This window comes from Enterovibrio qingdaonensis (assembly GCF_028683135.1).
Lineage (GTDB): Bacteria > Pseudomonadota > Gammaproteobacteria > Enterobacterales > Vibrionaceae > Enterovibrio > Enterovibrio qingdaonensis.
On record NZ_JAJUBB010000003.1, the window covers coordinates 303,723 to 317,330 of the forward strand.

The 13,608-nt window shown below is 46.9% G+C and carries 12 protein-coding genes; 9 read left to right on the forward strand and 3 right to left on the reverse strand.

What is annotated here, in order from left to right:
- Positions 1–15 precede the first annotated feature (15 nt).
- Positions 16–1,566 (reverse strand): sulfatase-like hydrolase/transferase, encoded by a 1,551-nt coding sequence (locus LRP49_RS06240; RefSeq protein WP_274140978.1) that lies wholly within the window; start codon positions 1,564–1,566, stop codon positions 16–18.
- Between the two features lie 260 nt (positions 1,567–1,826).
- Between LRP49_RS06240 and LRP49_RS06245 the strand changes: the two genes are divergently transcribed.
- Positions 1,827–2,255: a hypothetical protein gene (locus LRP49_RS06245; RefSeq protein ID WP_274140979.1), complete on the forward strand. Its 429-nt coding sequence runs from the start codon at positions 1,827–1,829 to the stop codon at positions 2,253–2,255.
- Positions 2,256–2,372: 117 nt separating this feature from the next.
- Here LRP49_RS06245 and LRP49_RS06250 read toward each other — a convergent pair whose 3' ends face one another.
- Entirely contained in the window at positions 2,373–3,584 is a 1,212-nt protein-coding gene (locus tag LRP49_RS06250) for a glycerophosphodiester phosphodiesterase family protein (protein ID WP_274140980.1), read from the reverse strand.
- Positions 3,585–3,889: 305 nt separating this feature from the next.
- Here LRP49_RS06250 and hutC point away from each other — a divergent pair, with 305 nt between their 5' ends.
- The 8 genes from hutC to LRP49_RS06290 all read left to right on the forward strand — a co-directional run bounded on the left by hutC (position 3,890) and on the right by LRP49_RS06290 (position 12,454).
- Positions 3,890–4,594: a histidine utilization repressor gene (gene hutC / locus LRP49_RS06255; protein ID WP_274140982.1), complete on the forward strand. Its 705-nt coding sequence runs from the start codon at positions 3,890–3,892 to the stop codon at positions 4,592–4,594.
- 130 nt (positions 4,595–4,724) lie between these two features.
- Positions 4,725–5,936: an imidazolonepropionase gene (hutI, locus tag LRP49_RS06260; RefSeq protein WP_274140983.1), complete on the forward strand. Its 1,212-nt coding sequence runs from the start codon at positions 4,725–4,727 to the stop codon at positions 5,934–5,936.
- Positions 5,926–6,909, forward strand: a complete 984-nt coding sequence (hutG, locus tag LRP49_RS06265) for a formimidoylglutamase (protein ID WP_274140984.1) — start codon at positions 5,926–5,928, stop codon at positions 6,907–6,909. Before hutI ends, hutG begins: the two co-directional genes overlap by 11 nt.
- A gap of 15 nt (positions 6,910–6,924) precedes the next feature.
- On the forward strand, positions 6,925–8,619 hold the full coding sequence (gene hutU, locus LRP49_RS06270) for a urocanate hydratase (protein WP_274140986.1): 1,695 nt from the start codon (positions 6,925–6,927) through the stop codon (positions 8,617–8,619).
- A gap of 9 nt (positions 8,620–8,628) precedes the next feature.
- Entirely contained in the window at positions 8,629–10,161 is a 1,533-nt protein-coding gene (gene hutH / locus LRP49_RS06275; protein ID WP_274140987.1) for a histidine ammonia-lyase, read from the forward strand.
- Between the two features lie 161 nt (positions 10,162–10,322).
- Complete coding sequence (locus LRP49_RS06280) at positions 10,323–11,186, forward strand: fructosamine kinase family protein (protein ID WP_274140989.1); 864 nt, start codon at positions 10,323–10,325, stop codon at positions 11,184–11,186.
- Positions 11,187–11,280: 94 nt separating this feature from the next.
- Positions 11,281–11,931, forward strand: a complete 651-nt coding sequence (gene hxpB / locus LRP49_RS06285) for a hexitol phosphatase HxpB (RefSeq protein WP_274140991.1) — start codon at positions 11,281–11,283, stop codon at positions 11,929–11,931.
- Positions 11,932–12,250: 319 nt separating this feature from the next.
- Entirely contained in the window at positions 12,251–12,454 is a 204-nt protein-coding gene (locus tag LRP49_RS06290) for a CPXCG motif-containing cysteine-rich protein (RefSeq protein ID WP_067418948.1), read from the forward strand.
- A 76-nt stretch (positions 12,455–12,530) separates the two neighbouring features.
- Here LRP49_RS06290 and LRP49_RS06295 read toward each other — a convergent pair whose 3' ends face one another.
- Positions 12,531–13,142 (reverse strand): riboflavin synthase subunit alpha, encoded by a 612-nt coding sequence (locus LRP49_RS06295; protein ID WP_274140992.1) that lies wholly within the window; start codon positions 13,140–13,142, stop codon positions 12,531–12,533.
- Between the last annotated feature and the right edge of the window lie 466 nt (positions 13,143–13,608).

Consider the following 13,608-nt stretch of genomic DNA (forward strand, 5'->3'; position numbering starts at 1 on the left):
GATCCACGTTTGGGGTTATTCGATGGTGTCGTTACCCATTCCCACTCCCGTCCCTTTTTGTGCAGGAGGATATTTCTTCAATGACTGCTGATACGTGTTTATCTCGCGATAGAAATAGGGAAGCACCCACGATTTTTGCTTCATCCAGTGATACCAACCCGTCGTATCTGGCGAGCGTTCATACGGGTCTGCCTTGATATTGACGAGCACACCAAAAGGCCACGTTTTTGCAGGCTCAGTCCACGTCGTTTTTGTACGTAAATGCACTTTCCATTCATCAACACGCACTGCATTCAGATCTCTCTCGTTGTAAAAGAAAAACGCATGCCGATTGCTCTCTGCCCCCTTTTCCAACATGTCTAATTGGTTGTAACCATCAAGGTGTGCAACCCGTTTCGTTCCTTCTATTTCAACGCCATTAAGGAGATCTTGTTTAATGTTCGGTTCACCCGTTGCGGCCATCAATGTAGGAAGCCAATCTTCCGCGGTCATTAAACCGTCCACATAGGTGCCTTTAGGAAGCGTCTGGGGCCAACTTACAAGCATCGGCACCCGGAAACCGCCATCCCACGTGGTGCCCTTTTGTCCACGGAAAGATGCCGCTCCCGCATCTGGCCAATGATCTGTGTTTACGCCATTGTCAGACGTAAACAAAACGATGGTGTTGTCTAACTCGCCGAGTTGCTCCAGCTTATCCAGCAAGACACCAACTTGGTCATCTAACTCAGTGAGCGCATCGTAATACGTCGACGTTTGGCTCGCTCCTTCGTATTCCTTACGTACATGCGTGATAGTGTGCATTCTTGAAGGGTTAAACCACATAAAGTAAGGCTGGTCATCATTCCTTGCTTCATGGTCATCTAACCACTCAAGTGCAAAATCCAAAAACTCCTCATCAATCACCTTCATGCGTTCTTTGCCTAACGCACCTTTATCGGTGATTTGTTGTTTACCCACCACGCCAAATCGAGGGTCAACAGTATCGTCATGCTGCTCCTGAGCAACAGAATGAATCACGTTTCGGGGAATGCCTACAAAATTGGGGTCTTTAGGAAACTCGGGCTGCTCAGGCATTTCCATTACATTGAGGTGATAGAGAAACCCGTAATACTCATCAAAACCATGGACCGTCGGCAAATGACTGTTGTTATCACCAAGGTGAGATTTGCCAACATGTACCGTTGCATAGCCTTTTTGTTTTAATAGCTCAGCAAGCGTCGGGGTTTCCTTTTTTAAACCCAGTTTCGACCCGGGCTGCCCCACTGATGTTAACCCGGAGCGGAAAGGATATTGCCCCGTTATAAACGCTGCACGCCCCGCCGTAGAACTGCTCTGCGCGTAATAATCGCTAACCATCACGCCCTGCTGAGCTATTCGGTCGATATTCGGCGTTTTAATTGCACCTAATCCACGGTGATATGCAGAAATATCCATCGGTGCAACGTCATCTAGCATGATGGTGACAATATTGGGTTCATCTGCATTCGCCGATGACGTCGCCAACACCGTCGATGTCGCAATGGACAGTGCGAGTGCGCTTTTTACAAACTTATCAGGACTTCTCATTCAACTTCTCCGAGATAAAGACAGAGAAATTGTAAATAAAAGGCTTATCAGAAAGAGATATAGCGACTATTAGTATTTTAAATAGATGAGTACACACCGAATTTGCTTAACATGCCATCAACCAGTGAGGTTACAAACTACTTACACCACACTTCGCCGCTAAAGTGTTGGTATTTTTATTGTTAATCGTCATTATTCGTTCACAGCCACGTTAGATGGCAGTCGTACCAATACGCACTTAGTCACATTGAGATGTTTGCATGCCACGCTTTATTCTAGCTATATTAATTCCCTTATTATTTTTGGCTCAGCCTGTCCTGGCCAATTCCCTGTTTTCAGACAAAACGCTCGCGTCGCACAAAGCATTCTACGAGCAGCTCGTTGTTTCACATTGCTCTCTTTCTGAGTCTTCTCCGTCGCTATCAAACAACACGATTAACAAAGTGGCTGAAGCTCTCGCGCAAGCCGAAAAAATGGATAAGGACATAAAACTGGAGAAAGGTTTGCTCGAACAGATGCAAAAGATGCTGCCGCGCTTTATCGATTGTGACCGTGTTGACGCGTCCCCACTTGAAGACGTTATGGATGGCATTCTCGCGTTTCTGGGTGTTAATAGGCAGATCCCAAGCGTAGAACGACGCACCTATATCCAATATGCAATGAAGTTATCAGAGATAGAAAATAAGTAATCTGAAAAAAAGTAAACCAAATAGAAGCATTGCACGTAGTGATATTTCGATGTTGCAATGCTGTAGCTTGAGGCCTCTGGCGTGTCCCAACGAGGCCTCTTTTTTTACACTGTTAAATCACTTAAGACCCATGCAGTTGGCGTAAAACGTTGTAGTAGCAGGCCAATCTGAAAACACTCCAACAACGCCGACATTTCTCGCCAACACATCAAGCAAAACGAACGCATCACCATCATTATTTATTGCTTTATTTACAGATTGATAATACCACCCACCGCCGCCACTTAGCGGCCCAGAACGTTCAAATGTCCAAGTAATGACTTCCAAACCCGCCTCTTTCGCGAATGTCGCATATTCCGAAGGTACAATTTGGTCGTCTTGATTTAAGGTCACGAGTGCAAACATCGGAGGCGCAATAAATCCAACGCCCAACGCCTTCAACGCCTGCATGTCTTCTAACGACGCACGCCATGTCTTGTTCTTGTACATCCTTGAATCCAAATACACGGCTTGTTTGCCAAAGTCAGGCTCTGCGTCTATCCAATACTTCACATCATCAATATTGAAAGATTGCAGATATACATCATCGCCCTTTACGCCAGCCTTTTTGTATTCATCGATAAGTGCTTGCGCATAGTCTTGCTGGCTATAACCATCAAATGGCATGTCGACTTTGGGAGCTTTAAGCTCGGGCGTCATTTTCACACCCAGCGATTTAAAAAGTTGAATGCTCTCAGCGTGTGTCATCAACGTCCCTTTAGAGCCATATAACTCTGTGCGCCAATCCGGTGTGCCTTTCATGTATGCTTCTGGCGTTGTTGCCATTGCATTTGCACCGTCCATTTTTCCGCTAAGCTGCTTAAATTCAGCCAGTGTAAAGTCACTTGTCCGACACTCAACCTTCGCTTTCTCGCCTTTTTGTGGATTGGCGGGCGTGAATGGAACCGAGCACTTTTTAGCTAGTTCAGGATGAGCCAGCACATCCGTTGTTGTATGTAGGTCATTTTGAGAATGACGGCACACCAGTACTTTATCTTTTGTGAAGGTGACATCGCACTCAACAATCCCGGCTCCCATTTGTACTGCAGCCATGTATGACTCTTTGGTGTGTTCTGGGAACATCAAAGCCGCGCCACGATGACCGATGGAGAAATTGCTTTTCTCAGGCTTATTGTTCAGGCAGGTTTCAAGCTTTTCCTTTAAAGGACTCTCATTCATGTCGGCGACAAGAAAAGCTGGCCTCGGACCTAAAGAGACCTCGGCTTCAAGAGCGGTTACGTCCGAGACGAAAAAAACGGGTAATACGATGCTAATAAGGGGTGGTTTCATTTTAAGTTCCTTTAAACCGTTCAAAGAATCGATGTAGGAACGCGTTTCATTCCTTTGAAATCCTGATCTTTTCATAGCTAGCTTCTATTTTAGGAGACCTTGCGAGTAGTAGTTCTGACAAAGCAGGTGTTCTCACTATTGCGTTATAAGGCTACATAACAAGCCACTCACGTAAACCTCGCCTTCTATCGAAGTACGTTGCGGGTATTCCTCTCTTCGCCTTTAAGCGTTGCGAACACTTGATTAATCCTCTCCGTTATCTCATAGTAATTGTATACACAATTAAATGACTATGTTGGCTATCCATGTCTAGTGCGCCTCGTTTCAAGCAAATTAAGCAGTTCCTCGAGCAAAACATCTCGTCGGGTGAATGGTCCGTTGGCACCCGCATACCGACAGAAGCAGAATTGTGTGAGCAGTTTTCCGTTAGCCGAATGACGGTGAATAAAGCGGTTCGAGATCTCGTGAATGATGGCTGGCTAGAGCGAACGCCGCGTCTTGGCACGTTTGTGTGCCAACGAAAAGCGGAAAGCCCTCTTATGGATATCCGAAACATCGCAGATGAAATTCGGTCTCGCGGGCAAACCTACCACAGTGAAATTATCAACTTATCGCGTATCACTGCGTCTGAGGATGTAGCGATGCGGCTAGGTATCATGCTTGGCAGTGAGGTATTCTGGAGTGAAATTGTCCATTATGCCGATAGCCTGCCCGTCCAAGTAGAATGCCGATGGGTTAGCCCGAAACATGCGCCTAACTATGAAGAGCAGGATTTTTCTCAAATAACCCCTAATCAATATCTCGTTGAAACCTGTCCACTAAGCACCATAGAGCATACGGTTGAAGCCATATTGCCTCCGCGCGCTATCGCCAATTTATTGCAAATAGACACGGCTCAACCTTGTTTATTGCTCCACCGAAGAACATGGAGTAATGATCAACTCGTCAGTACTGCTTTACTCTATCATCCCGGAAATAGATACAAACTAAGCGCTACCGCACACCTTTAAATATCTGCCCTTCAGGCCTTTGTCCGTCATAATTTACACTTTTGTGTTTAATTATTAAGCGTTACTTTTTTGCATCTCACACCTTATTTGTCTATACATTTGTATAGACATTTGATTTTGGGGGTGATCGATGAAACGGATATTCAAAGACTGCCAATTAGTGACAGCGGAAGGTAGCGTGTCTCAAGACAGCGGCTATGACGTTCAACACAACATGATGGTTGCAGTTGAAAACGGCATTATATCTGCCATTGGCAAAAACCTACCGACTGAAGGGTTTGAGACTGTCTCGTTAGAGAATCGACTCCTCACTCCCGGGCTCATTGACAGCCACACCCACTTAATCTTTGCTGGCGACCGCGCCAAAGAAGTGGAGCAACGACTCAATGGTGTGTCATATCAACATATCCTTGAAAGCGGCGGCGGAATTCTCTCCACAGTGCAATCAACCAGACAGGCGAGTGAGGCTGAGCTACTCGCGTTGGCCATACCCAGAGCTAAGGCCCTCATACGTGACGGCGTAACCACTCTCGAAATAAAAAGTGGCTATGGATTAACGCTAAAAGATGAAATAAAAATGCTGCGGGTCGCTAAATCTCTCCAAGAACGGCTTCCAATAAACATCATAACCACATTGCTTGCCGCCCATACTCTCCCTGCTGAATTCAAACACGCTCCCGAAGACTACATAGATTTAATATGCAACGAGATAATTCCAGAAGTGTCAGAGCTCGGCCTTGCTGATGCTGTCGATGTATTCTGCGAACACGTTGGATTCTCAAGAACACAGATGGAGCGCGTATTTGATGCAGCCCTATCCCATGGCTTAGCAATAAAAGGTCACACCGAGCAATTATCCGACTTGGGAGGAAGCGAATGTGCTGCCAACATGGGCGCGTTGTCAGTAGACCATATCGAATACATCAATTTAAAAAGCATTGAAGCCCTTGCGGCGAATGGCACTATCGCCACTTTGCTCCCGGGTGCTTTCTATTTCCTGAAAGAGTCCCAAAAGCCTCCCGTCAACCTTCTTCGAAAGCATTGTATACCGATGGCAATTGCAACCGACCTCAACCCTGGCACGTCACCTTTTGCCAGCCTGACACTGATGATGAACATGGCATCGACATTATTTGGCCTTACGACAAAAGAAACACTTTACGGCGTCACTAACCATGCAGCGAAAGCGCTCGGCTTAAAGCAAAAAGGCCAAATTAAAGTCGGCTTCGATGCTGACTTTTCGGTGTGGGATCTGACCGCCCCCTCTCAACTGAGTTACTTAATTGGCCTCTCTCCGCTTCATTCCCGTTACTTAAAAGGAGAGCTTGCTAATGACGCTTGATAAAGCTTGGGAAGGCAGAATCGACGAAGAAGATGGCGATGCAGGTCGTCGACTCCACCAAGCTGTGCAAGATGCAGATAATGCAAAAGAGCCCGGTATTATGCTGATTGGCTTTGCATGTGATGAAGGCGTGTCGAGAAACAAAGGGCGAGTGGGAGCGTATGCCGGTCCTGACAAGATTCGAAAGGCATTAGCCAATCTACCTTGGCAAGAACACATGCCCGTTTACGATTATGGCAATATTTGTTGTGATGACCACGATTTAGCGAAGGCACAAAAGCAACTCGCTGACACCATTAGCGAGGCAATGAGGCAAAAGCACACTCCCATTATTCTGGGTGGCGGTCATGAAGTTGCCTGGGGCTCCTTTCAAGGATTGGCTAATCACTACATCCAGAAAAACTGCGGCACTCCGTCGATCGGCGTCATCAATTTTGATGCGCATTTTGATTTGCGTACGCCCTACAATGAAAGCCTTCACGGCAGCTCTGGCACCCCTTTCAGCCAAATTGCTGAGTTCTGCAAAAGCCGCCAATGGCCATTCCACTATGCCTGTTTAGGCGTTAGCAGAAGCAGCAATACACAAGCCCTATTTAATAGAGCTAGCGCGCTGTCTGTTCTCGCCATCGAAGACGTTGAAATGATTACCGAAGGCCGCACTGTAGTCAGAGATAAGCTTCGCTCGTTCATCAATCAAGTCGACGTCATATACCTAACAATTGACCTAGATGTCCTTCCTGCTTCTGCGGCACCTGGCGTAAGTGCTCCCGCCGCACACGGCGTTGACTACCCCACCATAGAGTGGCTCGTGCGAGACATTTTGAAAGCCAGATGCGAAGACGGAACCCACAAATTGAGGATCGCTGACATCGCTGAACTAAACCCTCGCTTCGACATAGACGACCAAACTGCGCGTATAGCGGCACGTTTGGTCTGGACGCTAATGGAAAAAGCCGAACACCTCGCCAAGTGAACAAGGAGTATAACCATGACCGATCCAAGAACGGATTTCGACCGAACAGTAATCGCTCCTACAGGTTCAGAGCTGACCGCGAAATCCTGGCTAACAGAAGCCCCTCTCAGGATGCTAATGAACAACTTACATCCTGATGTTGCCGAACACCCTCATGCCCTTGTTGTCTATGGCGGGATCGGCCGCGCTGCTCGAAACTGGCAATGTTTCGACAAAATCGTTGACGTACTAACACGCTTAGAAGACGACCAAACCCTTCTCGTTCAATCAGGAAAACCCGTTGGCGTATTCAATACACATAAAGATGCCCCGAGAGTCTTGATTGCGAACTCCAATTTAGTGCCTCACTGGGCAACTTGGGCGCACTTTAATGAGTTAGATCGCCAAGGGTTGATGATGTACGGCCAAATGACTGCAGGAAGCTGGATATACATTGGCTCACAAGGCATCGTTCAGGGCACCTACGAAACCTTCGTCGCTGTCGCGAAAAAGCACTTTGGTGGTGACGCTAGAGGACGATGGGTACTGACCGGGGGACTAGGCGGAATGGGAGGTGCACAACCGCTGGCAGCGACCATGGCTGGGTTTTCTATGATTGCCGTTGAATGCGACGAGAGCCGAATTGATTACCGACTGAGAACCGGATATCTCGACAAAAAAGCCACTAACTTAGATGACGCCCTTGCGCTCCTTCACCACGCTTTGGAGCAAAATACGCCAATCTCCATTGGGCTTCTTGGAAACGCGGCCGACATTTTTAGTGACATTGTCACGTATGGTATTACCCCTGACGTTGTGACCGACCAAACCTCCGCGCACGACCCGTTAAATGGGTATTTGCCAAAAGGATGGACAATGGAAGAAGCATCCGAAAGGCGAAAAATCGATGAGGCAGGTGTTGTCGATGCGGCGAAATGCTCGATGGCGGAACAGGTCAAAGCCATGCTCACGCTGCAAGCACGAGGCGCAGCAACCTTAGACTACGGAAATAACATCCGCCAAATGGCCTTAGAAAAAGGCGTGGAAAATGCGTTCGATTTCCCGGGTTTTGTCCCCGCTTATATTCGCCCGCTATTTTGTCAGGGAGTTGGTCCTTTCCGTTGGGCTGCACTTTCGGGCGACCCGGAAGATATTTACAAAACCGACCAAAAAGTAAAAGAACTGATTCCTGACAACCCCCATCTACACCACTGGTTAGACATGGCCAGAGAACGCATCCAGTTTCAGGGATTACCCGCACGTATCTGTTGGGTCGGGCTAAAAGACCGAGCGCGTTTAGGGTTAGCCTTTAATGAAATGGTCCGAAATGGCGAATTGAAAACGCCCATCGTGATTGGGCGTGATCATCTCGACTCAGGCTCTGTCGCTAGCCCAAATAGAGAAACAGAAGGCATGATGGACGGCTCAGATGCGGTATCAGACTGGCCACTACTCAACGCACTTCTCAATACCGCCTCAGGTGCAACTTGGGTTTCGCTCCATCATGGCGGAGGCGTAGGCATGGGATTCTCCCAACATTCGGGGGTTGTTATTGTCTGTGACGGTTCAGAAGATGCGGATAAGCGAATAGCGCGCGTTCTGCACAATGACCCCGCCACGGGTGTAATGCGCCATGCTGATGCAGGTTATGGCATCGCCATCAATTGTGCGAAGGAGCAGAACCTCGACCTTCCGTTACTCGACCTTCCCAACATGCCTGTTAAGAAGTGAGGTGGATAGATGCAAAACATAACATTCAACCCTGGCGCGTTAACGCTCAAAACACTCCGTCAAATCAATGAAGGCTCTGTGCAGATCGCATTGGCAACAGGTACAGAGGCCACCATGAACAAAAGCGTTAAAACCGTGGAAGACATACTTTCTCAAGGACGCGTTGTTTACGGTATCAACACCGGGTTTGGGTTATTAGCAAATACGCGGATAGAACTTTCTGATTTGGAGATTTTACAGCGTTCAATCGTGCTATCTCATGCGGCAGGCATTGGCGAATTCATGACAGACAATACTGTCCGTTTAATGATGGTGCTTAAAATTAACAGTCTTGCTCGTGGCTATTCCGGCATTCGCTACAGCGTTGTTGACGCGCTTGTGACCTTGCTTAACGCAGAGGTCTACCCCTGTATTCCCAAAAAAGGCTCTGTCGGCGCATCTGGCGATCTCGCCCCGCTCGCACACATGAGCGCATTGCTGTTAGGAGAAGGGTTAGCTCGACATAAAAACGAAGTGATATCTGGCGCAATGGCATTAAAGATTGCCGGACTTGACCCAACCCCACTGGGTCCGAAAGAAGGACTGGCTCTGTTAAACGGCACGCAAGCGTCTACCGCATTCGCATTGGAAGGCCTCTTTCACGCTGAAGACCTGTTCGCGTCTGCAATTGCGACAGGGGCACTTTCTGTTGAAGCGGCTCTGGGCAGTCGCAAACCTTTTGATGACCGCCTCCATGTACTTCGAGGACACACTGCGCAAATAGATGCAGCTGCTGCTTTCCGTCATTTACTTAAAGAGCAAAGCGAGATAGGCGATAGCCACCAGACCTGCGAAAAAGTGCAAGACCCTTACTCTTTGCGCTGCCAGCCCCAAGTGATGGGAGCCTGCCTCCAACAGATTCGCGCCGCAGCTAGCGTTCTTGAAGTTGAAGCAAACGCCGTCTCTGACAACCCAATCGTGCTGCATGAAGACAACGACATTCTGTCAGGCGGTAATTTCCATGCTGAGCCTGTCGCTATGGCCGCAGATAACTTGGCTCTGGCCATTGCGGAGATTGGCAGTCTGTCCGAACGCAGAATGGCATTGCTGATTGATAGCTCCCTGAGCAAATTGCCCCCATTCCTCGTCGATAATGGCGGCGTAAACAGTGGATTTATGATTGCTCAAGTCACGGCAGCAGCTTTGGCGAGCGAAAATAAAACGTTAGCGCACCCAGCTAGCGTAGACAGCCTGCCGACCTCGGCTAACCAAGAAGACCACGTATCAATGGCAACATTTGCAGGGCGAAGACTGGCTGAAATGGCAGAAAACACGCGAGGAATACTGGCGGTAGAAATGCTCGCAGCATGCCAGGGTTTAGACTTCCGCGCGCCACTGAAAACCACCAACACGCTGGAACAAGTAAAAGCAGAACTTCGGGGGCATGTCCCCTTCTATGACAAAGACAGATACTTTGCGCCGGACATTGAAAAGGCGGTAAGTCACCTTCTCACGGCAAGCCACAACAAATTTATGCCAGCGCAGCTATTGCCCAGTATTTAAACGAAATAGTACGCCGTACCCGTTAAACAACGCGGCACAATTAACAGAATATTTTACGTACCTTCTTGGAATGTGGCATATGACACATCTCAGATTCGTCAGATTACGCTACTATTCTGTTATAACGCCAATTTTGCTGATCAGATTGCCGAGGTATACCTATGTGGCATTCCCTCTCTGTGCAACTTTCTCTTGCACTTGGACAACAGTTCGAAGTTGAAGAAAAAATGCCAGTCGAAGGTGGTGATATTAACGAATGCTATGCTATTAGCAGCGGGGATATTCGCTTTTTCGTAAAAGTAAACTCGAAAGAAACGCTGCCAATCTATGAAGCAGAAGCTGAGAGCTTGAGGCATCTTGCAAACAGCAGTGAAGTCTCTGTTCCTCAAGTTATTTATATCGGCATTATAAAAGAAAAAGCGGTACTCGTTCTTGATTACATTCCCATGAAACCACTCAATGCTGAGAACGCCTATATCCTAGGTAAGGAGCTTGCGCGCCTTCACCAGTGGGGTGAACAGCTTGAATATGGTTTCGACATAGACAATTACATTGGTGCGAGTGAGCAACGCAATAGCTGGCATCGCAAATGGGCGTCTTTTTTCGCAGACCACCGCATTGGTTGGCAGTTAAAACTTGCTGAAGAAAAAGGGATGTCATTTGGTGACGTCGAAACGATTGTCGAAAACGTCAAAGATAAACTTCATGGACACCAACCCAAAGCTAGCCTTGTTCACGGTGATTTATGGAAAGGCAATGCTTCAATGACAATCAACGGCCCCATGGTATACGACCCAGCAAGTTATTGGGGGGATCGTGAAGTTGACGTAGCAATGACAGAGCTATTTGGCGGCTTCCCAGAAGATTTTTATAAAGGTTACAACGAAGTATGGCCTTTAGATGAAGGTTTCGAAGAACGAAAAGATCTTTATAACCTTTATCATCTGCTGAATCACAGCAACCTCTTTGGCGGACATTACATCGAGCAAACCGCCACTGTGATCAATAAACTCGAGCTTATCTAGTCAAAGTAAATTGCTGTCTGCTAACAAAACAATCAAAATATCGGGGGTGCAAAGGCACCCCCTTTTTTGTCTGCATATGTAAGGACGCAATTTCATGATCAAAGCTGCTATTTTCGATATGGACGGTTTACTCGTCGATTCAGAGCCATTTTGGCAAGATGCACAACTTCTCGTCCTTCATGACCTTGGCGTAAACATCACGCGTCAAGACACCATAAACACCACTGGCATACGCATCGATCAAATCATCAAGCACTACTACAAAACGCAACCTTGGCAAGGCCCAAACTGTGATGAAGTTTGTGACTTGATTTTGGACAAAGTCATTGAACTTGTTGGCATCAATAAACCCATGATGCCCGGTGTATTACATGCACTAAACCTATGCAAAGACGCCAACCTGAAAATTGCGCTAGCATCATCTTCTCCTTTGCGACTCATTAATGCCACGCTTAAAGCGTTAGACATTGAACAATGGTTCGAGCAACGCTACTCCGCCGAACACCTTAAATATGGGAAACCACATCCAGAGGTGTACTTGAATGCAGCCGAAGGGTTAAACGTCGACCCAAAAGAATGCATCGCATTTGAAGATTCATTTGCTGGTTTGTTGTCAGCAAAATCCGCACAAATGAAAACGGTAATTGTTCCTGAACACAAGGTTGCCGAGAAAGACCAATGGGTAATTAGTGACGTTAAACTTAGAACGCTAAACGAATTAAGTACCGAGGATCTTGTACGTTAAACAAGCAATTTTGTGCAGTTTTACGGATATTTCGAACTCCGCCGCTCCACATTCTGAAGTAACATCACGTTAATTGTATATTTTCTAACCTATTGAAATCATTTGTTACGTATCAAACGTTACTGAACAAATGGTATTCCCTCAAGTCATTAGCGACGGGAATATTTCATCTGTTTTTTATGTCGGAACTCAAGTTTTTCTCTTATTTCACTGAGCGAACCTTCTTGAGTTCTTACAATGAATACACATGAATGGTTGAGGAAACAGCTATCTTTGCACCGTCATGTTGCTGGCTCGCAGTTCAGAAAGGGAGTAGAACATGCAAAACTTTACCGAGAGAGGGATCGACTGTCCTCATTGTGGACACAGGATTCGCATTACTTTGGATACAAGCGGTGGCGATCAAGAGTTTTATGATGATTGCCCAGCGTGTTGTAACGCTATTCATCTAAACCTGAAAATCGACTCTCTACATAAAACCATAAATCTGTTTGTGGATGCGGACGACGAACAAATCTTTTAACTGACCGGAACCAGGAGAAAAAAGCCAGCAATTGCTGGCTTTTTTGTCAACGTTCATTTTTCTTTGAGGCTTGATATTACAGCTGTTTAGCCGCTAAAACGCGTTCAACCGTATCAACAACAGCCTGCGTTTGAGGGTCAACTTCAATATTGACCTTGTCGCCGACCTTACGCCAACCCATGTTCGTTCTTTGAAGGGTTTCAGGAATGAGGTTTACGCAAAATCGATTGTTTCTCATTTCACCAATGGTCAAGCTGATCCCATCAATGCCAACGTAGCCTTTATCAAAGAGGTATTTAGCAACGGTGTCGGGCACTTCAATCCACACTTGGCAGTTGTTTTCCGTCGTGATCACATCTACCACGCTCGCCACACACATGATATGACCAGACATAGAATGCCCACCAATTTCATCACCAAACCGAGCCGCGCGCTCCAAATTCACTTTGTCGCCTTCCTGAAGCAAACCCAGATTTGTCAGTTTGAGCGTAGCCTGCATAAGATCAAACCAAACCGTATTCCCTTCCACCTTGGTGACGGTGAGGCAACAGCCGTTATGGGCGACAGAAGCCCCGAGGGCTAATCCACTCAACATATGGTCTGGAAACAACACCGCATGGCTCTGAAAGTCAGTTTTGACGACTATCTCCGTGACAGTTGCCGTGCCTTGTACAATTCCGGTGAACATTGAAATCCCTGCTATTACAAAATCAGTTAGCTTCAGTTTAATGACTGGTAAAAAAACGTCCATTGTTTCATTCACCTATATAGCCAAACAACCTGAAGATGCAGCATTCAGCGAGTTTGACGGGTGTTCTGATCACGGCGTTCCTGTGCAGGTGTAGTCACCTCCATCAAAAAGGGACAACAAAGAGCAGGACACCTGTCAACTCGCCCGAAGGGAGGCCTTCAATGCGCTCACATCATCGTTAAATTCCACGGAAATAGGGTGGCTATTCCTCATGAAATTCGCCTCGATTTGAACGCATTGATGACCTCTGAATGCGAGCATCTTCAGGTTGTTTGGGTAAAATTAATTTACTTAGTTACGCATCTGAGTCAGTCACTAATTCCAGGATCTTGTATTTTCTGGAGAACATAGATTGTTCATCTATCCATTGGGCGTATAATGCGCTGTCCTTTTTTTGCCTCAT